At 40.2% G+C, this 20,838-nt stretch carries 20 protein-coding genes; 8 read left to right on the plus strand and 12 right to left on the minus strand.

The window, feature by feature from the left end; all coding sequences use genetic code 11:
• Positions 1–3 precede the first annotated feature (3 nt).
• A complete protein-coding gene (locus F896_RS12005; protein ID WP_016163319.1) occupies positions 4–1,836 on the plus strand; it encodes a monovalent cation:proton antiporter-2 (CPA2) family protein in 1,833 nt (610 codons plus the stop codon).
• Positions 1,837–2,147: 311 nt separating this feature from the next.
• Here F896_RS12005 and F896_RS12000 read toward each other — a convergent pair whose 3' ends face one another.
• The 4 genes from F896_RS12000 to F896_RS11985 all read right to left on the minus strand — a co-directional run bounded on the left by F896_RS12000 (position 2,148) and on the right by F896_RS11985 (position 6,157).
• Positions 2,148–3,326, minus strand: coding sequence for a benzoate/H(+) symporter BenE family transporter (locus tag F896_RS12000; protein WP_016163320.1), 1,179 nt, complete (start codon positions 3,324–3,326; stop codon positions 2,148–2,150).
• A 108-nt stretch (positions 3,327–3,434) separates the two neighbouring features.
• Complete coding sequence (gene leuE, locus F896_RS11995; RefSeq protein WP_004807998.1) at positions 3,435–4,085, minus strand: leucine efflux protein LeuE; 651 nt, start codon at positions 4,083–4,085, stop codon at positions 3,435–3,437.
• 72 nt (positions 4,086–4,157) lie between these two features.
• The gene (gene tal / locus F896_RS11990) at positions 4,158–5,147 is read right to left on the minus strand and encodes a transaldolase (protein ID WP_016163321.1); all 990 of its coding nucleotides are present in this window, start codon (positions 5,145–5,147) and stop codon (positions 4,158–4,160) included.
• Between the two features lie 116 nt (positions 5,148–5,263).
• Entirely contained in the window at positions 5,264–6,157 is an 894-nt protein-coding gene (locus tag F896_RS11985; RefSeq protein WP_016163322.1) for an HTH-type transcriptional regulator AceR, read from the minus strand.
• 87 nt (positions 6,158–6,244) lie between these two features.
• Between F896_RS11985 and aceI the strand changes: the two genes are divergently transcribed.
• From aceI to F896_RS11950, 7 genes are all read left to right on the plus strand, one after another.
• On the plus strand, positions 6,245–6,676 hold the full coding sequence (gene aceI / locus F896_RS11980; protein ID WP_016163323.1) for a chlorhexidine efflux PACE transporter AceI: 432 nt from the start codon (positions 6,245–6,247) through the stop codon (positions 6,674–6,676).
• A 191-nt stretch (positions 6,677–6,867) separates the two neighbouring features.
• The gene (locus F896_RS11975) at positions 6,868–7,263 is read left to right on the plus strand and encodes a tautomerase family protein (RefSeq protein ID WP_016163324.1); all 396 of its coding nucleotides are present in this window, start codon (positions 6,868–6,870) and stop codon (positions 7,261–7,263) included.
• A 166-nt stretch (positions 7,264–7,429) separates the two neighbouring features.
• Positions 7,430–7,915 (plus strand): hypothetical protein, encoded by a 486-nt coding sequence (locus F896_RS11970; protein ID WP_016163325.1) that lies wholly within the window; start codon positions 7,430–7,432, stop codon positions 7,913–7,915.
• Between the two features lie 156 nt (positions 7,916–8,071).
• Complete coding sequence (mfd, locus tag F896_RS11965) at positions 8,072–11,530, plus strand: transcription-repair coupling factor (RefSeq protein ID WP_032882155.1); 3,459 nt, start codon at positions 8,072–8,074, stop codon at positions 11,528–11,530.
• 198 nt (positions 11,531–11,728) lie between these two features.
• On the plus strand, positions 11,729–12,163 hold the full coding sequence (locus tag F896_RS11960) for an HIT domain-containing protein (RefSeq protein WP_004807988.1): 435 nt from the start codon (positions 11,729–11,731) through the stop codon (positions 12,161–12,163).
• A 51-nt stretch (positions 12,164–12,214) separates the two neighbouring features.
• Positions 12,215–13,651 carry an adenylate/guanylate cyclase domain-containing protein gene (locus F896_RS11955; protein ID WP_016163327.1) on the plus strand — a complete coding sequence of 479 codons (1,437 nt, stop codon included), beginning with the start codon at positions 12,215–12,217 and terminating at the stop codon, positions 13,649–13,651.
• Positions 13,652–13,777: 126 nt separating this feature from the next.
• Complete coding sequence (locus F896_RS11950) at positions 13,778–14,617, plus strand: hypothetical protein (RefSeq protein ID WP_016163328.1); 840 nt, start codon at positions 13,778–13,780, stop codon at positions 14,615–14,617.
• A gap of 62 nt (positions 14,618–14,679) precedes the next feature.
• Here the strand turns inward: F896_RS11950 and fdx are convergent, their stop codons facing one another.
• The 8 genes from fdx to F896_RS11910 all read right to left on the minus strand — a co-directional run bounded on the left by fdx (position 14,680) and on the right by F896_RS11910 (position 20,803).
• Entirely contained in the window at positions 14,680–15,018 is a 339-nt protein-coding gene (gene fdx, locus F896_RS11945; RefSeq protein WP_004652975.1) for an ISC system 2Fe-2S type ferredoxin, read from the minus strand.
• Between the two features lie 17 nt (positions 15,019–15,035).
• A complete protein-coding gene (gene hscA / locus F896_RS11940) occupies positions 15,036–16,895 on the minus strand; it encodes a Fe-S protein assembly chaperone HscA (RefSeq protein WP_016163329.1) in 1,860 nt (619 codons plus the stop codon).
• A gap of 38 nt (positions 16,896–16,933) precedes the next feature.
• Complete coding sequence (gene hscB, locus F896_RS11935) at positions 16,934–17,452, minus strand: Fe-S protein assembly co-chaperone HscB (RefSeq protein WP_005211737.1); 519 nt, start codon at positions 17,450–17,452, stop codon at positions 16,934–16,936.
• An 84-nt stretch (positions 17,453–17,536) separates the two neighbouring features.
• Positions 17,537–17,857, minus strand: a complete 321-nt coding sequence (gene iscA, locus F896_RS11930; protein ID WP_004807977.1) for an iron-sulfur cluster assembly protein IscA — start codon at positions 17,855–17,857, stop codon at positions 17,537–17,539.
• 29 nt (positions 17,858–17,886) lie between these two features.
• On the minus strand, positions 17,887–18,273 hold the full coding sequence (gene iscU, locus F896_RS11925) for a Fe-S cluster assembly scaffold IscU (RefSeq protein WP_004652980.1): 387 nt from the start codon (positions 18,271–18,273) through the stop codon (positions 17,887–17,889).
• Between the two features lie 79 nt (positions 18,274–18,352).
• Positions 18,353–19,570, minus strand: a complete 1,218-nt coding sequence (locus tag F896_RS11920) for an IscS subfamily cysteine desulfurase (protein ID WP_004807975.1) — start codon at positions 19,568–19,570, stop codon at positions 18,353–18,355.
• Position 19,571: 1 nt separating this feature from the next.
• Entirely contained in the window at positions 19,572–20,045 is a 474-nt protein-coding gene (locus F896_RS11915; RefSeq protein ID WP_004807972.1) for an Rrf2 family transcriptional regulator, read from the minus strand.
• A 107-nt stretch (positions 20,046–20,152) separates the two neighbouring features.
• Positions 20,153–20,803, minus strand: coding sequence for a hypothetical protein (locus F896_RS11910; protein ID WP_016163330.1), 651 nt, complete (start codon positions 20,801–20,803; stop codon positions 20,153–20,155).
• Positions 20,804–20,838: the final 35 nt, after the last annotated feature.

A 20,838-nucleotide genomic window follows, 5' to 3' on the forward strand; every position in this document is an offset into this window, starting at 1 on the left:
AGTATGAGTTCAGAAGCACATTCAATGAGTTTAATTGCACCAGTGGTCTTGCTTGCTGCTGCTGTAATCGCAGTCCCTATTTTTAAACGTATAGGATTGGGTTCAGTCTTAGGATATTTAATTGCTGGATTGATTATCGGTCCTTTTGGTTTTGCTTTTTTCCATGATTCGGCTTCGATTCTACATATTGCAGAACTTGGTATTGTGATGTACCTATTTGTGATTGGTCTGGAGATGCAGCCCTCACATTTATGGAGTTTAAGGCGTGAGATCTTTGGACTAGGCACCTTGCAAATTGTTGCCTGTGCTTTGGCATTGACTGGTGTCGGCTTATTGTTTGGTTTTACTTGGCAAGTTGCTTTTATTGGTGCAGCGGGTTTTGTCCTGACCTCAACGGCGATTGTGATGCAGCTCTTGGGGGATCGCGGTGATATCGCTCAGCCGCAAGGGCAAAAAATCGTCTCAATTTTATTATTTGAAGATCTACTGATTGTTCCGTTATTGGCAATTGTTGCCTTCATGGCGCCAAACCATGTTGTAGAAACAACCTCAACTCGTTTAGAAAATATTGGCATTGGTTTAATTGCAATTGCGGGGCTAATTGCCGCAGGGTATTGGTTACTGAATCCATTATTTAGATTGCTCGCTGCGGCAAAAGCACGAGAAGTGATGACGGCGGCAGCACTTCTGGTGGTTTTAGGTGCGGCATTATTGATGCAGGTCAGTGGCTTATCTATGGCGATGGGTGCTTTCTTGGCAGGGGTTTTGTTGTCTGAATCGACCTTTAGACATCAAATTGAAGCGGATATTGAACCATTCCGTGGTCTGTTACTGGGTTTATTTTTCCTCGGTGTTGGGATGTCGCTGGACTTATCCGTCGTTGCACAAAACTGGAAGCTCATCATCAGTGGTGTTTTAGCCATGATGTTTGCCAAGGCTTTGCTGATTTATATCGTGGCACGTATCACCAAGAGCTCTCATACGGAAGCTTTAGATCGAGCATTATTGATGGCACAGGGTGGTGAGTTCGCTTTTGTCCTGTTTGCTGCCGCAGTCAGTGCCCAAGTCATTGATAATTCAATTAAGTCGAACCTGACCGCGATTGTAGTGTTATCAATGGTGTTAACCCCAATTCTGGGTATCATTTTTAAACGCTTTACCGAAACTAAAGATCAGATCAATTTAGACAATGTCAATATTGCTGAAGGCTTGAGTGGCAGCGTGCTGATGATTGGTTTTGGGCGTTTTGGTCAGGTAACCAGTCAATTGTTACTGGCACGAGGGGTAGATGTCACCATTATTGACAATGACATCGACATGATTCAAAACGCGGAAAAGTTTGGTTTTAAAATTTACTATGGAGATGGTGGGCGTTTAGACATTCTGCATGCTTCAGGTGCGTCTACTGCGCAAGCCATTGTCGTTTGTGTCGACAGTAAGGAAACCACCAATCGAATTGTCGAGTTGGTCACGCATGAATTTCCATTGGCTAAGCTGTTGGTGCGTTCTTATGACCGTGAGCATTCGCTCTATTTAGTGAAGCATAAAGTGGATTATATGATTCGAGAAACCTTTGAATCTGCGATCAAATTTGGTGGCGTGATCTTGCAAGAATTGGGTGTTGATGAAGATGAAGTACAACGCATTACTGATGAAATTCGTGATCGTGATGATGAGCGTTTTGAAACGGAAATTGCTGCGGATGATGTTTATGCAGGTGTTGGTTTGCAGTATACCCATGCGCATCCACGTCCGACCGCACCATTGATTCGTCCTAAACAGGCTGCCCGAATTCTGAATGATGAAGAAGCACAGAAAGATTTAGAGGAAAAGTAACTCACAATTCTTTCCGTGCGTGATTTGAAGAAGCCTTAGGGTCTGTTGATATTTCACAGATGCTTGCGACAGAAGACATTTTTCGACGATACAAGGCATGGCTTATGAGATTTAGTCATTCTAAATAAATAAGGCATAACGTAGTAGCGACAAAAAATGTCTCTGTCCCGTAGGGTTATAGCTAAAACTTCCCTAAACTGCGTTATGAAACTTGGCAAGGGGACTACCATTACCTGCGTTTCATGCCTTGTTTATGTCGTTTTAGCTGATAACGCAAGACATGGCTGAAATGTCAACAGACCCTAGTTCAACTAGGGCTTATTTTTTGCTTTAAATCTAAATAGCATCAATACGAAGATACCTAATAATAAACCCCAAAACGCTGAGCCAATGCCCCAGAATTGAATACCAGAAGCACTGCATAAAAAGGTGAGTAGCGCAGCTTCACGTTCTTCGACATTGGAGAAAGCAACTGCAATGTTATGGCTAATTGTCGCAAATAAAGCGATCCCAGCAAGTGCCACAATAAAGATTTGTGGGAATGACATCAGTAGGCTAACTAAGGTTGCCGCAAAAAGCCCCATTAAGATATAGAACAGACCACAGCTAATACCTGCAATATAACGTTTGCTTGGGTCAGGGTGTACTTGATCATCTAAGCTCACTGCTGCACTAATTGCCGCCAAGTTAATTGAGAAACAGCCGAAAGGTGCAAAAATAGTATGTGCAACACCAGTCCAACCGACCAACTGATTCACATGCGGGTGATAGCCATAGCTTTTAATCATGGCAATGCCTGGCAAGTTTTGTGAAGTCATATTGATAACAAACAGTGGCAAAGCTAATCCTAAGATGGCTGACCAAGAAAAAGAGGGCTGCATCCATACCGGTTGTGTCAGTGACCATGTGATCGATTGGAGTTTAAAGTCGATAAATAGTGGGCAAACTGCTGCGCCTAAAATCACCGTCAGTACAATGCTATAACGAGGGAATAAGCGTTTTGAAACCAAATAGATCACAAGCATACTGAGGATAAAACCAAGATGGCTTTCTAGGCTGCTAAATATCTGAATACCAAATTTTAATAAAATCCCTGCTAGCATGGCACAGGTCAAACTTTGTGGAATATGGGCCAATAGTTTTTGGAAGATTCCTGAAAATCCAACAATTGCGATGGCAATACCACAGATCAGGAAGGCACCAATCGCTTCATACAAATCATAATGTCCTGTCGATGCAATGATCAGTGCAATCCCCGGAGTTGACCATGCGGTAGCAACTGGATATTTATATTTCCAAGATAGAATCAAGCCCGAGAGACCAATCGCAAGCCCCAATGCCCAAAACCAAGAACTGATTTGCGCGGTATTGGCACCTAAGGATTGCGCACCTTGAATGACGAGGATGGCGGAAACACTAATCCCGATTAAGAAAGTAATAAAGCCAGCGAAAACAGCTGGAATTGAAAAATCTTGGAGGAGACGTTGCATCTATGCATCTATACTTGTTTAAAATTTGTTGAAAAGTATATCGTTAATATGGGTTAAATCGTAGTTCTAAAGTGATTGAATAAATTGATCATTCGATCAATTTTATGCTTAGGTGAGCGTCGAAGTTGCCAATCTTAAACCGAAACCAAAGAATAAAATTCCGACCAAACAAATACCCGCGGCTGCTAACTTATAATTATGTTTGAAAAAACTGGCCAGTTTAATCCCCGAGAAAATCAAGGCAGTTAAATAGCTAAAACTTACAATTTGGACAATCAACGCCAATACCAAAAAGCTTAATGCAGGATAGGCGTAATCTGGTTCTACAAACTGCACAAAGAAAGACAGGAAAAATAAGATTGCTTTTGGGTTAAGTAAGCTGATACTGAGTGCCGTACGGTAAGGATGAACCTGATCAAGTTTAGGTAAATCAGCTAGCTCGGCATGATGTGGCGGCTTATTCCAAGTTTGATAGGCACCTTGTAATAATTTAAAACCTAAGTATGCGAGATAACATGCCCCTGTTAATTTAAGAATAATAAACAGGATCGGGAAGGCTTTGAGTAAGGATGCTGCACCTAATACCGTACACAGGATTAAAATAGAATCTCCTGTAAATACTCCACAAGCTGCCGCGTAACCAGTACGAATGCCATAACGGGAAGCTACGGACATGACATAGAGAGAGTTAGGGCCAGGTAATAACACAATTAAGATTGTACCAATAATATAAGTGGTTAAATCTGTTATACCGAACACAATGAACTCATTAAAAAACCGATTTTCGCTAATATAACAAAAATCGGTTTTTATTGGTGAAAAATCGACTAATTATGGTTTGATTTCAGCATCAATTCCAAAAGATTGGCGCAGCAATAAACTCAGTTGATCACGTGCCTTGATAAAGCCATCTATACCGCCTTGTAGTAATTGGAAAGCCATCAAATCTTGTTCAAGTTCAGCTTTAAAACTCTCTTTGCTTTGTGCTGGGCGTTCAATTTTTTCTGCTTGTTGCGCAAATTCGGCACTCAGTTGAGGTTCAACAAGCTGTAGGTCTTGTTCTAACTGTGCCAACAGATTTGGGGCGATGGTAAGTAAGTCACAACCTGCTAAACCAAGCACTTGTGCAGTACTGCGGAAGCTTGCGCCCATTACTTGAGTTGGAATTGCATGCTGTTTGTAGTAATTATAAATTTTCTTCACAGAGAGCACGCCAGGATCTTTGGCAATTGGATATTGCTCAACACCTTCAGCTTTTTTATACCAATCCAAAATACGACCTACGAAAGGTGAGATCAGCGTGACTTTCGCATCAGCACAAGCCTGTGCTTGATGTAAGCCAAACAATAAAGTCAGGTTACATGGAATACCTTCAGCTTCAAGCACTTTTGCAGCTTGAATACCTTCCCATGTTGACGCGATCTTAATCAGGATACGGGATTGTTCAATGCCGTAACCTTGATAGAGCTGAGATAACTCACGAGCTTTGGCAATTGTTGCTTCCGTATTGTAAGAAAGAGAAGCATCTACTTCGGTAGAAACACGACCATCGATCAATTTTAAAATTTCGACACCAAACTTCACAGTCAAAATATCAATCGTGCGTTCAATCAGTTCATCACTATGATAGCCTTCTTGCTTGGCTTGGGTATATGCATCTTCTATCAGTTCTCGGCTTTCAGGTTGTTCAGCTGCAGCTGTGATGAGTGAAGGATTGGTTGTTGCATCGAGTGGACGAAATTTTTCGATCGCCTCTAGATCACTACTATCTGCAACAACGGTGGTTAAATTTTTTAATTGGTGTAATGCTGTCTGAGTCATTGATATAGCGTTCTTACATAAACAATATTATTGGTAACTTCTGTTATAACACAATCTGGGTGAAAGCAAAGCCCTGCATTTATTTGCAGAATTGTTCATCCTGTCTGTACTTGCAGTTATGTCTCATTTTTTTGGCGCTGTTGTCGAATATGGTCAATTAAGTATTTTGCAGCGAGACCTAACTCACTTTCACGGCTCCAAACCAGATCGACGTAGTATTCAAATTTGGGCGTGAAGTCATACATTTCTAAAATCTTAAGCTTTTTCTTAAGCTCTGGATTCTCATTGAACATTTGTAATGGGAGAACACCCCAACCTAAGTTGCGCATAATCATCATACAAGCGGAGTGGTGATTATCAGTACGCCAATAGTCTTTTGAATAAAGCAATTCAGGCTTGATGGTATGATCACGGCTTGCAACTACAATTTGGCGTGTTTGTACGATTTGTTCAAAAGATACATGATCGAGTTGTGCTAAAGAATGATTTTTAGCAATGACAGGAACAAGTGCCTCTCTTTTTAGTTCCACAAATTGTTCACGGCTATCTAATTGTTCACGTTCAAACATCAAGGCAAGTTGTGCAGATTGATCGAGCAGCATCTGCAAGGCATCTTCTTGTGGAGCAGAAAAGATATTAATAGCCAGACTTGGAAAACGCTGTTCAAGCAAGGTAATGTAGTCGGTCCAGTTGGTATAGAGCAGCTCAGACACCACAACGATATTGAGAGTCGACTCCAAACCCGTACTCAAAGCATGAGCATGTTGTTTCCATTGATTTATTTCAATCAATAATTGTTGTGTCTTTTCGTAGAGAACGGTGGCTTCTGCTGTTGGAATGGGTTCACGTCCGACTCGTTCAAACAAATTAAGATTGAGATCAATTTCTAAATTGGCAATCGACATGCTTACAGCAGAGGGAACCTTGCCTAATTTACGGGCTGCGGCAGAGAAAGAGCCTGTTTCAATCACGGTTTGAAACATGATGAGTTGTTCTTGATTAATATTCATCTGTCAAAAATACTGAAAGAATCTGATTGGATTAATCAAAATTATAAAAATAAAATAGCTTCAATCCAAATAAAAGAGTGTTATTAAATGTTGATTTCCAAAAGAAGACTCGTTCATGCAATTAGCTATGAAGTGATTTTATTGGTCATCATCGCAATTGCGTTAAGCTTTATTTTTAGTATGCCACTAGAAGTCACGGGGATTCTGGGTACGATCATGGCGGTCATTTCAGTGTTCTGGAATATGATCTTTAACCATTACTTTGAAAAAGTGGAACATAAATATCAGTGGAAAAGAACGATTCCAGTCCGTATTCTGCATGCAATTGGGTTTGAAGGCGGCTTGATGCTTGCAACGATTCCAATTATTGCGTACTTGATGAAGATGAGTTTTATCGAGGCATTAATTCTCGATTTCGGTTTGACCATGTGTATCTTGGTCTATACATTTATTTTCCAGTGGTGTTATGACCTTGTAGAAGGGCGTTATTTCCCAAATGCAAAACTCGCATCATCATAATCATTGATGAAAAGCATTCTTCGGAATTTTCTGAAGAGTGCTTTTTTATTGCCAAATGATAAACATCGTTTGATTACAGTATCTATAAAGTCAGATCGCTTTAGTTTATTTAATATCTTGAGAGCAAGTTTTAAAAAATATAAGTAACAATACCAATATTTCATGACGCTAGATCGTAGGAGAATAAAAATATGCCAAGTGTACTGATTGAAGTTAGGCAACAATATCCAGTCACAATTGAACTGGAGATCATGGAGGCAGTGCATACTGCACTCAGAGATGCTTTTAAAATCATGGCTAGTGATCGAAATGTACGTTTAATTGTACATGAAGCACATCGCTTTCAATGTCCGCCAGAAAAGGCTAAACCTGAATGCTATACCTTGATTAGTATTGATGCATTTCTTGGGCGCTCTTTAGATGCTAAGCGTCAGCTTTATAAATTGATTGTGCATAATCTTGAGCCGATAGGCATTCCCAAAGATCATGTAAAAATTATGCTTCGTGAACTGCCCTCGGAGAATTTTGGTGTTCGTGGTGGACAAGCGGCTTGTGATGTTAATTTAGGTTTTAAAATTGATGTTTAGAACAAGGTTTTAAAGAGGAAAGCTCTATGAGAGCTTTCTTTTATTTGAATAGGAAAATAGCCTAAGTAAAGTAAAACTTAAATTTTAACGTCACTTGGAAAGTAAGATCTGCATAGTTAAAAGATATATATCCGTTAGTCTTTAGAGTTAGAACACAGGGATTTTCATGGCTTTTAAAGAACTCTTTGTCGAAATTTATTATGGTGATTATCCAAAAGAAATGGTCTTAAAAAGAATTAATGAGTATATAGAAAATAATGAAATTATAGAGGTCGAATTTTTTGAGCTACTGGATAGCGCAGTAAATCAGGAATCTTTACTGCTTGAATTGATCCAAACCACCGATCCTAGTTTTTCAGCAGATTCAGTGGAGGCTGAAATTTTAACGGCTCGTTATTTTCTAAATATTTTAGAGCATTATAAAAATGGTCAGATAAGACCTTTTGATTTATGCCGAATTTTTAATAACATAGAAATTGGTTTTATAGGGGCACCGAGAAACCTTCCTGTAAACATCGCATATTATCCATCGTGGATGGGGAATTTATATAATGCGTGTGATTGGTGTGATGAAACGTGGACCCTTGAAAACAGCTCTCATCTGAGCATAGAGGTAAAAAAGCAAATTCATATCATTAAAGACTGGTTATAAAATCAGACTTTTAAGTAACACAGCTACTTTATAAAAATTTGATTTGATCTTTTATAAACACAATTTTGCGGTCAGGACGAGGCAAAAAATTGCTATTCACAAAAAACATCATGCTAAAATAGGGAACTTATCTTTTTAGATTGCATGATTTTCTCTATGTTTCAACAAGAAATCTCTCAATTAAACCTACAACAATTTAAAGCGGGTGAAAAACGCTGGATCGGTTCCTTACTTGGATCATCTGCAGCACTATTATTCAAAGAAATTGCCACCCAAAGTTCCAATCTATACGTCATTGTTGCTAGAAATAATCAGCATCTTGCCCAACTTGAAAGCGAACTTGAATTTTACGGGATCAAGCCTGTCATTTTCCCCGATTGGGAAATCCTGCCTTATGACCGTTTGTCTCCACATCAAGACATTGTTTCGGAACGTTTGGCAATTTTATCGAATATGCCTCAGAAAGGCATTTTATTGCTTTCTGCCAGTACCTTAGCGCAACGAGTTGCACCTTATTCGTGGGTCGTGGGCGAACACTTTGATATTAAAGTAGGGCAGAAGTTAGACCTCGAAGTACAAAAGAAACAATTGGTTCAAGCAGGCTACCGTTTAGTTGACACCGTTTATGATCATGGCGAATTTGCAGTTCGCGGTAGCATCATGGATATTTTTGCATCAGGACAAGATCAACCGATTCGAATTGATTTATTTGATGATGAAATTGAAAGCCTAAAATTCTTTGACCCAGAAACTCAAAGAACGACGGAATCCTTAAAAAACTTTACTGTTTTACCTGCAAAAGAATTTCCACTAAAAGAGGGGCGCTCTACTTTTAGAGATCGCTATGCAGAAAGCTTCCCGACCGCAAATCCCAAGAAAAACCCAGTTTATCAGGATGTCTTGGAAGGAATTGCAACACCTGGTTTAGAGTTTTATTTGCCATTATTCTTTGAAAAGAAGGTGATGGAAGCGCAAAGTATGTTGACGACATACTTACCAAATAATTGCGTTGTCATTACAAATAGTGACATTGAAGATGATTTAATTAACTTCTGGAAAGAAGTAATGCGTCGTTATGAAGATCGACGTCATAACATTGATCAACCAATTCTGCCACCAGAAGAATTATTTTTAATGCCTAACCATGTTTTACAGGCATTAAATCAATTCCCTCGCATTTTGGCTTCAGCTGAAGCTTTTGAGGCCAAGGCGGGTGTACTCAATATCGCCGCTGAACAACCGCCTAAACTGGCAGTTGATCCGAAAAAAGAACAACCTTTCCAAGCAGTAAAGCATTATATCGACCAAGCCAAGCATCCTGTTTTATTGGTGGCAGAGAGTGCGGGCCGTCGAGAAACGCTAAAAGATGCACTGCGTGGTGTTTTGGGTGAAATTCAAAATGTAGATAGTTTTGCTCAATTCCAAAAAGACAAATTACAGGTTGCCATTACCAATGCACCACTAGATCGCGGTTTGTTGCTGAGTAATCAGCTTTCAGTAATTTCAGAAAACCAGCTTTATGAACACCGTGTGGTACAACGCCGCCGTAAACGCCAGCAAGAAGTATCTGAAGAGTTCTTGATCCGTAGTTTAACTGAGCTCAGTATTGGTGCACCTGTGGTGCATATTGATCATGGTGTAGGACGTTATGCAGGTTTAATTACTCTAGAAATCGATGAGCAGGATTATGAGTTCTTGCAGCTTGATTATGCTGATGGCGCTAAAGTCTATGTGCCTGTAACCAATTTACATCTGATCAGCCGCTATAGTGGTGGTGATCCTGATTTAGCCCCATTGCATAAATTGGGAACGGATACTTGGAGCAAAGCGAAGCGCAAAGCTTTGGAGCAAATCCATGATGTTGCCGCAGAGTTATTGCATATTCAGGCCCGCCGTCAATCTAAACCTGGTTTTGCCTTTGAACTTGATCATACAGGATATATGCAATTCTCCAGTGGCTTTGCCTATGAAGAGACTTTAGACCAAGCCAATGCGATTGAAGCAACCATCCATGATATGCAGCTTGCTAAACCGATGGATCGCTTGGTTTGTGGTGATGTGGGCTTTGGTAAAACCGAAGTGGCGATGCGTGCAGCCTTTGTTGCGGCACAAAATAATAAGCAAGTTGCAGTACTGGTACCGACGACGCTATTGGCGCAGCAACATTATGAGTCATTTAAAGATCGCTTTGCAGATACAGCGGTACGTATTGAAGTATTGTCTCGCTTTGGTAGCAATAAAACTCACCTAAAAATCATTGAAGATCTTGCCGAAGGTAAAGTCGATATCGTGGTGGGAACGCATAAAATCCTGCAAGAAAACATCCAGTTCAAGAATCTTGGACTCATGATTGTCGATGAGGAACATCGTTTTGGTGTTCGTGATAAAGAACGGATTAAAGCCTTACGTGCTGATGTCGATATGTTGACCTTAACGGCGACGCCGATTCCACGGACGCTGAATATGGCATTCTCTGGGATGCGCGATCTTTCGATTATCGCAACACCACCAGCACGCCGATTAGCAGTGAAAACCTTTGTACAAGAACATACCGATGATTCGGTCAAGGAAGCGATTTTACGTGAGTTATTACGTGGTGGTCAGGTGTACTTGTTACACAATGAGGTGGATACCATTGAACGCGCCGCTGAAACCATTCGTAATTTAGTGCCAGAAGCACGGGTAGCCGTAGCGCACGGGCAAATGCGTGAACGCGAACTTGAGCAGGTAATGCAGCAGTTCTATCACAAAGAATATAACGTTCTAGTATGCTCAACGATTATCGAAACTGGTATTGATGTCCCGAATGCAAATACCATCATCATTGAGCGTGCAGATAAATTAGGACTTGCGCAATTACATCAATTGCGTGGTCGTGTCGGACGTTCGCATCATCAAGCCTATGCCTATTTATTGGTTCCATCGATCAAGCATCTCAAAGGTGATGCCGAAAAACGTTTAGATGCCATTCAACGTGCTTCAACGCTTGGCGCAGGATTCATGCTTGCAACTGAAGACTTGGAGATTCGAGGTGCGGGTGAATTACTCGGTGAGCAGCAAAGTGGTTCGATGCAAGCGATTGGTTATAGTCTGTATATGGAGATGCTCGAAAAAGCGACCAAAGCCATTCAAAAAGGCAAAACACCTAATTTTGATGCTCCCTTGTCATTAACTGCCGAAATTAACTTGCATATGCCTGCGTTGATCCCTGATGACTACTTGGGTGATGTCCATCAACGTTTGCTGTTCTATAAACGTATCAGTAATACCGATAGCCAAGAGAAGCTCGATAATATCCGTATGGAGCTGATTGATCGTTTTGGTATTCCGCCACAGCCTGTGAAGCAATTGTTTAGTGTGCATCAGCTACGCTTACGTGCAGAGCAGTTGGGTATTACCAAAATTGACATCAATAGTAATGGGGGGTATATCGAGTTTGCGCCTGATACCCCCGTACAGGCGATCAGTATCATTCAACTGATACAGAAAAATCCGACCTATTACCGTATGGAAGGGGGTCAACGCTTGAAAGTGATGGTGCAATTGGCAGAGTACGATAAACGGATTCAGTTTATTGTGGACTTATTGAATAAGTTATTGAATGAGTTAAATTGAGGCTTTTAAGCACTTGATTTGATGGTTAATTGAGCAAGTTCTGTTTTTTAGCAAATGCATTTCTGTTTTTGATCAGATGTTCATGCAATAAATGAGGAAAATCATTGTTATTTGTAATCAAACGGGTTACTAATAATATTCACATCAAAACTGATGTGATAGTATTGATCATCATTATTCTGCATCATTTATAAAGATATGTTTAGTTTGCATCCACAACTTGCTCAAGATACATTTTTTGTAGGCGACTTCCCGCTTTCAACATGTCGTTTAATGAATGATATGCAATTTCCTTGGTTGATCCTGATTCCGCGTGTTCCAGGTGTCACAGAATTATATGAATTAAGCCAAGCAGACCAAGAACAGTTTTTACGTGAATCGAGCTGGTTATCAAGCCAATTGTCACGTGTATTCCGTGCAGACAAGATGAATGTCGCGGCTTTAGGAAACGTTGTTCCGCAGCTTCATTTTCATCATGTGGTACGTTATCAAAATGATGTTGCATGGCCTAAGCCAGTGTGGGGAACACCAGCGGTGCCTTATAGCAATGAAGTACTTGCGCACATGCGTCAAACGTTAATGCTGGCATTGCGTGGACAGGGTGATATGCCATTTGATTGGCGTATGGACTGATCCAGAAAATAGAATAAATACAGTATTCTATAATAAAAAAAGGAGGATAGAGTGCCACTAGATAGGTTGATTGATAAAGAACCTAGACAGTTTGCTTATTTTCATCGTTTGATGGGATATTCGATTCTGTCACTAATTCTGGTAATTTATACATTTACCTCAACTAGTGCTAGCTATCAACTCTACCTTCTTCCTTTATTGCTTATTTATTTTCTGCTTTGTCCCCGTTTAGAAAAATGGCTGCAATATAAGTTTGATAAAAAAATAGAAAAAAATGTTCTTTTCGGCAACGAGGCTGTGATTATTGCGCTGGTTCTCGCTGCATTGCACCTCAGTTTAGTTCCTACCTTTACGATTCTATTCGGATTGCTCTATGTGGGATTGAACAACAAAATTTCTCTGCCAGTCTCTTGTTTAATCGGTTTGATTGGCGTCATTGTTTTCTATTTCAGTACTTTTGTAATTTTTGGCGCTGAAGAATATTTTGAACCGACCAATCCTGAATTAACAGTCGTTAGCCTGCTTGGTTTGATGATGTTTATTGTGATTGGTAACTATTACCAGCACCGTCGCTTGAATATTCTGGGTCAACAACGCCAGCATTATCATAATCAAATGACGCGTTATATCGCTTTTGCGAACCAGCTCAGCCGTTATGCGCCACTGCAGTTGTGGCAGTCAATTATGCGCGGCGAAGCAGAGGCAAAAATTGAATATAAGCGTAAAAAATTAACCATTTTCTTCTCAGATATTCAAGGTTTTACTGAGCTTTCTGAAACCTTAATCCCAGATGATTTAGCCTTCTTGCTGAATGATTATTTGAGTCATATGACTGAAATTGCAAAACAGTATGAAGCGACAGTCGACAAGTTTATGGGTGATGCGATTCTGATTTTCTTTGGTGATCCAAACTCGCAAGGTGTCGAGCAAGATGCAAAATCTTGTGTAGAAATGGCCATTGCGATGCGTCAACAAATGAAATTGTTACGCGAACGTTGGAAGAAAATGGGTTATCCTGCTTTGCATATCCGTATGGGTATTAGTACAGGTTATTGTCACGTTGGTAACTATGGTGCTTCTCATCGTATGGCCTATACCATTGTGGGGCGTGATGTAAATTTGACAGCGCGTTTGCAGTCTGCAGCTGAAGTTGATGAAATCCTGATTGCTGATGACACCCATCAGCTGATTAAAAATGAGTTTTTGTGTGTACCTAAAGTGCCAATTTATTTAAAGGGTATTCAAGGTCCAGTTAAAACTTGGCAGGTGATGGAGAAATTCACAGGCAAGAAATCAGATACGCAAAAATGGTTTGATTTCGATTATAAAGGTTTCCATTTGGTCTTAAATCTGGAAGAAGTGCAGAACTATGAATATCCTGAACTGGTAGAGATATTGGAAAACATGGTTCAGCGGATCAAAACCCAGCAAAAAATTACCAATGCTCAGGGTATCCCAAAACTGACTTTGGATGATGAAGTTAGATAATCCTCAGTATAATTTTTTTAGTTCAAACTGTTATTTCTAGTGGAACAATCGTTGTATGGTTTCTTGGAAAGAATCGTACCAAAGTTTTGTTGACATCTTAATTCTAATAAAGAGAATAAATAAAAAATGCAGCAAGTGATAGAAAACCTAAATACGGCGATGCTGGATGATTTGGATATTAAGGATTTAATCTTAAAATTACCAAAGCCATTAAGACCGTATTTACAGGTAGCACCTTCTATGTGGATGTATGATGATCCGCTTTATGGTCAAATCAAAGCAATGCCTACGTTATATACGACGGGTAAAATTGTCTGGGCATCATTGGTACAAGCGAATAGGAATTTATTTGAACCTGAGTGGATATCTTGTGCTGGAGAGGTTGTATATGATCCATTAGGGAAAATGCAACCAGTTCAACTTTTGGAAGCGGCAGAACAGCTATTTTCCCTAAAAGGGACTACTCCAAATGTCTTGGATCAACAGAATTATGCAGCGCATTTGACCAATGAATTTACACGGGTATTTAATTATCCTTTTCCCCAAAGTTTAGCGACTTTACCTTTAAAGATGTCCTCCATGTGGTTTGAGTATCGACATTTACCAGGTGGGCTTCTTGCAATGAAGGTTTTTCCAATCATTGTGTCAGAGCAAAACCCCAATTATATTATGCCTTTACCATCTTATTTTTGGCCAAATAACTTCTTTAAAGATAAGTGGCTGGAACTGGCTGCACGAGAAAATGGTGGTGGTTTATATGATGTGGAGAAAGAAGTTCTTAATAAGATTACGAATAAAGTATATTTAGAAGAAATTCTACTTCAACCTAAATTACCTCAAATTTTTGAAGAACAAATACCGCGAGAATCTGCTGTTACAAGTTCATCAAAAACTAAACTTAGTTGGTTTTTCTTGCCCTTTTTAGCCGTGATTTTGCTGTGTTTATTTATTTTTCTTAATAAATAAAAAACTCCTCGTGAACGAAGAGTTTTTATTTGAACTTTGGAAATTAATCGATTTAGATATCGTTAATGATTTTCCGAAGCATGGTTGATGGTGTATTTAGGAATCTCGATTTCTAAATCTTCATCAACAATCTCTACTTGGCAAGACAGGCGAGAATCTGGTTCTAAGCCCCATGCGCGGTCAAGCAAGTCAGCTTCTACATCATTCATCTCTTCAAGGCTGTCAAAGCCTTTACGCACAACCACATGGCAGGTCGTACATGCTGCTGACATGTCACAAGCATGTTCAATTTTAATGCCATTTTTTAATAAACTTTGGCATAAATTGGCGTTATGTTCGACTTCAAATTCTGCACCTTCAGGGCAAATTTGTGCATGAGGAAGAACTTTAATACGTGGCATATTGATCACCTATACCTTTAGTTTGAGTTTGACCAATCTTCAAGTTTCGTACCTTTTAAGGCATGGTCAATATGTCGGTTCATACGAAGCGCAGCAAAGGCATCGCTATGAATTTTAAGTTGTTGAACGGCGTGTTCAATCGCTGCTAGCTCATCTGTTTTAAGACGGGCTTTTAACGCTTCGGCAGCAAGAATTAAGTCACGAGCTTGTTGCTGAGAGAGCAAATCAGTATCTGCTTTTAACGCTTGCTCTAAAGCCTCCAACTCACGTTGTGCTTCAACTTTGGTTTCTTGCAAGTGACGAAGATGTTTATCTTCTTCTGCGTATTGGAAACCTTCAACCAGTAAGCGCTCAGTATCTGCTGAAGATAGGCCGTAAGATGGTTTGATATCGATTTGCGCCTGAACACCAGAAGTGGTTTCTTTCGCTGAAACCGTTAATAAACCATCAGCATCGACTTGGAACGTTACTTCAATACGCGCTTGACCAGCAGTCATTGGTGGGATGCCATGTAATACAAAGCGGCCCAATGAACGGCAATGCTCAACCAGATCACGTTCACCTTGAACCACATGAATCAACATCGCGGTTTGGCCATCTTGATAAGTGGTAAATTCTTGACGGCGTGCAACAGGAATCGCTGTATTACGTGAAATCAGACGTTCAACCAAACCGCCCATGGTTTCAAGACCAAGAGAGAGCGGGGTCACATCCAGTAGTAAAGAACCATCTTGACTATTGCCAATGAGCTGGTTTGCAGTAATTGATGCGCCAATCGCAACCACTTCATCAGGGTTGATGGTACAAAGTGGTTCACGCTCAAATAATTCACGTACCGCTTTTTGTACTGCATAAGAGCGCGTAGAACCACCAACAAGAACCACATGTTCAATGTCGTCAAGTTCAAGCTTAGCATCACGTAATACACGTTTGCACACGCTCATGGTTTTATCGAGTGCAACTTGAATAATGGATTCAAAAGTTGAACGATCTAAAGTCAGACGATCATCCAATAGTTTTAATTCAGTAGAATCATGGTCTGTTAAATGTTCTTTGGCTTGACGTGCGGCCATGATGAAAACAGCGTATTCTTCATCACTTAAAGTATCGATATTGAGCTGTTTTTTCGCCCATTTTACGATTAAGCGATCAAGGTCATCACCACCAAGGGCCGTGTGCCCACCTGTTGCAAGAACTTCAAATACGCCTTGCGAAAAACGTAAAATTGATACGTCGAAAGTACCACCACCTAGATCGTAAATGACGTAGTTACGGTCAGTACTTAGATTAGTATCTTGATCTAATCCATACGCAACAGCGGCTGCTGTAGGTTCGTTTAATAAACGTAAAACATTTAAGCCTGCGAGTTGAGCAGCATCACGTGTGGCTTGACGTTGTGCTTCATCAAAATAAGCAGGAACGGTAATCACCGCACCATTTACAGGGTTGCTTAGACTTGCTTCAGCACGATCTTTTAACTGTTTTAAAATTTCAGCAGAAATTTCGACTGGTGTTTTACGACCAGCAGCGGTTTCAAATGCCGGCATTTCATTTTCTGCACCTACGAGTGTGTAGGGATGCTGGAATTTGATATCTGCTTGCGAGCGACCCATAAAGCGTTTTACTGAAACAACTGTATTTTTAGGATCAGTCAGCATAAAAGGTTTAGCTTCATAGCCAAACGTGGTTGCATCCTTTGCATAGTGAACAATAGACGGCAGTAATACTCGGTCTTTGTCATCTTGTAGAACTTTCGGTTTTCCCGATAGCACTGTCGCCACTAAAGAGTGGGTTGTCCCTAAGTCAATGCCGATCGCAATACGATGTTGATGCGGGGCAGTAGCTTGACCTGGTTCAGCAATTTGCAAAAGCGCCATGCGTGCGGTATCCCTTGAAAATAATCGGTAACAGCGGATTAAAAATCATCATCGAGGTCGAAGCTTTCTTCTTCGTCCAATATGCGATCTTCAGCTTTATCAATATCATTCATAACACGTTGGAAAAAACGTAATTTACGAACGGTATCACGTGCTTCTGCCCAGTCTTCGTCAGCAAAATCAATTTTAAATTCGCGAACTAGACCATCGATCCACTGTTGAATTTCAACTTTTAACGTATTTAATTGCTCTGTAGATGTTGCTTCATCTAATTGTTCACGCATTTCGAGTGCAGATTGCAAAAATTCAAAATCACTAATGGATTGATCCAGATGATGATCTTGTTTTTTTAAGGCAAGCAGATACGCAGCACGACTATCAACTTGTGAAAGTACTTTAAATGCTTGATTGATTTCGCTCGACTTGATCAATGCCTGATCTTTGTCAGTGGCTTTATCTGGGTGATATTGCTGTTGCAAACTTAAAAACTGTTTTTTTAAAGCTGCTAAATCTATATCGAGTGCTTCGGGTAATTGGAACAACTCAAAATGATTCATGGGAGATGAATTCCGCTATTGATAAATACGTTAAAACAGTGCGGAACACACTGTTTTGACGAAAAGAAAGAGGGGTGTTGCCAGTTAAACAGTAAATGATTCACCGCAACCACATTCACCTTTTTGATTTGGGTTGTTAAATTCAAAGCCTTCATTCAGACCATTTTTGACATAGTCCATCTCTAAACCATTGAGATAAACTAAGCTTTTCGGGTCAACAAATACTTTAACACCAAGTTGTTCAAATACTTGGTCATGCGTGTCGACATCATCGACAAACTCAAGTACATAAGCCAACCCAGAACAACCCGAAGTTTTCACGCCAATACGAATGCCTTCGCCCTTACCGCGATTTTGCAGGTAATTGCTGATGTGACTCGCAGCATTTTCAGTTAAATGGATCATGAAAACTCCAATGTTATTTCGTTCATCAATTAAGCTTTCGCTTTCTTGCCACGATAGTCTTCAATCGCAGCTTTAATTGCATCTTCAGCCAATACAGAGCAGTGTACTTTTACTGGTGGAAGTGCAAGCTCAGTCGCGATATCAATGTTTTTGATTGATTGAGCTTCATCAAGCGTTTTACCTTTTAACCATTCGGTTACAAGAGAGCTTGATGCAATTGCAGAACCACAGCCATAAGTTTTGAAGCGAGCTTCTTCAATTACGCCATTGTCATCGACTTGAATTTGTAAACGCATCACGTCGCCACACGCTGGTGCACCGACCATACCTGTACCTACGTTTTCTGCATTCTTGTCTAAAACACCAACATTACGAGGGTTTTCGTAATGATCAATTACTTTTTCGCTATAAGCCATGTTGCTTCTCCAAACCTCGGGGTCAGCCTAATATTAATATGAGGGTAAAAACACGTTTTTCAATTGAGGGTTCAATGAATTAGTGTTCAGCCCATTCAACTGTTGAAAGGTCGATACCTTCTTTGTACATATCCCAAAGCGGAGAAAGTTCACGTAATTTCTCAACTGCAGCTTTGGTAATTGTTAACACGTGATCAATATCTGCTTCAGTTGTGTATTTACCAAAACTGAAACGGATTGAACTGTGTGCTAACTCATCAGATAAACCTAAAGCACGTAAAACGTATGAAGGCTCTAAAGTTGCAGATGTACATGCTGAACCGCTTGAAACAGCAACATCTTTCAGTGCCATCATCAGTGATTCACCTTCAACAAAGTTGAAGCTGACATTTAGATAGTTTGCAACGTTTTGAGTTGGGTGGCCATTCAAGAACACTTGTTCAAGGTCTTGTAAACCATTCCAAAGCTTGTCGCGTAATTTACGGATACGCTCTTGCTCTGCTTGCATAGTTTTGCCAGCAATTTCAAAAGCTTCACCCATACCAACAATTTGGTGTGTCGCTAAAGTACCAGAACGCATACCACGCTCATGACCGCCACCGTGCATTTGTGCTTTTAAGCGAACACGTGGGCTGCGGCGAACAAACAGTGCGCCAATACCTTTAGGACCATAAATTTTGTGGCCAGAAAAACTCATCAAGTCGACTTTCATCGTTGAAAGATCAATTTCAACTTTACCAGCTGCTTGAGCGGCATCGACATGGAAGAACGTTTTATTGGCACGAGTTAGTTCACCAATTGCAGCAACGTCTGTTACGGTACCAATTTCGTTGTTCACCATCATTAGGGATACAAGAATGGTATCTGGGCGTAAAGCTGCTTTAACCATTTCAGGAGTAATTAAACCTGTACGTGGTTCTGGCTCTAAATATGTAATTTCGAAACCTTGTTCTTCAAGCTCACGGCAAGGATCTAACACAGCTTTGTGTTCGATTTTACTTGTAATGATGTGTTTGCCTTTTGAGCCGTAGAATTGAGCAATTCCTTTTAGTGCAAGGTTGTCAGATTCAGTTGCACCTGAAGTCCAAACGATTTCACGTGGATCTGCTTTGATTAAATTTGCAACTTGTTCACGTGCATACTCAGCTTTTTCTTCGGCCTGCCAACCATAAGCATGTGAACGTGACGCAGGGTTACCAAAAGTCCCTTCGAACGTTAAACACTCCACCATACGTTCTGCAACTTCAGGCAGTACAGGAGTGGTTGCTGCGTAATCAAGATAAATTGGACGTTTCATGTCAAATACCTGTAACCGATAGAAGGGCTGAATCTAAGCTTGGTGAATTTTGGCGTAAAGCAACTGTCTGAACGTTGTCACGCGCAATTAAATCAGCAAGCGTGATTTTTGCGAGATAATCGGCAATATGGTGGGAGAGTTCTTGCCATAAGTCGTGCGTTAAACACATTGCACCATTCTGGCAGTTGCCTTTGTGGTCACAACGGGTTGCATCAACAGTTTCATTTACAGCTTCGATAATTTCTAGCACGGTGATTTCACTTGCAGTGCGCGCAAGGTGATAGCCACCATTTGCACCACGAACGCTTGAAACTAACCCATGACGTTTAAGTTTTGCGAATAACTGTTCTAAATAAGCGACTGAAATGGATTGGCGTGCTGCTATTTCCGCAAGCGTGATCGTTTGTTCAGTTGGCTGCAAAGCTAAATCAAGTAGAGCAGTCACTGCGTAACGACCGCGAGTTGTAAGACGCATGATTCGGTACACATGGTTAGACTAGATATGCAAATTTTATGAATTCCGACTAAAATAGTCAAGTTTTAAATTGTCATTATCAGTGTGAAAAGTAAAATATATTGGAATTATTGTATCCACGTATTATAAACAAAAAAGGCAATAAAAATAAAGCTGAATACCGCAAAGCTGATGATATTAATCAAGCGCTGACGTTTTTGCAGGCGGTGAATACGGTTTTGATATTGTTTTACTTCAACCAGCAAAGTATTGATTTCAGAGCGCTGCTGATCAATTTTATCTAAGAGTGGGGCAATGCGTTGCTGAGATGCAACGGCTTCAGCTTCATCGTTAAATAGATTTAACCATTGTTTCCAGTTTGCCAGAATGCTTGAGAGCGTTAGATGTGGAAGTAAATCTAAAAATTCTTCAGCAAGAACGGCATCACCAAGGATACGCATATTGGCAATGCTACGCTGATTGTTAAACACAAAAATCTTAATCAGATCGATGAGTGTGCTATTAATCTCTAAATCGATGTTACGATCCAGTGCTTTCATATCGAACAACAAACCTTTTTCGGTAAATTGGATATAAAAGTCAAAGAACGGAATGTAGCTATTGATCCGAATCGTCATTTTTTTATCGATGAGCTTTTTTGCTTGCAAGCGCAATCCCGCATCATGCGTAAGGACGAAGGAGAAAAAAGTTTCTAAAACAATGATGACAATGTTTAGCAACAAATGGGGGTGTTTATGTCTTTGTTGCGTATCACTCATAGATCTCTTTTTCCTTACCAATAACGTTAAAACAA

It is taken from the genome of Acinetobacter genomosp. 15BJ (genome assembly GCF_000400715.1).
In the GTDB taxonomy this organism is placed as follows: domain Bacteria; phylum Pseudomonadota; class Gammaproteobacteria; order Pseudomonadales; family Moraxellaceae; genus Acinetobacter.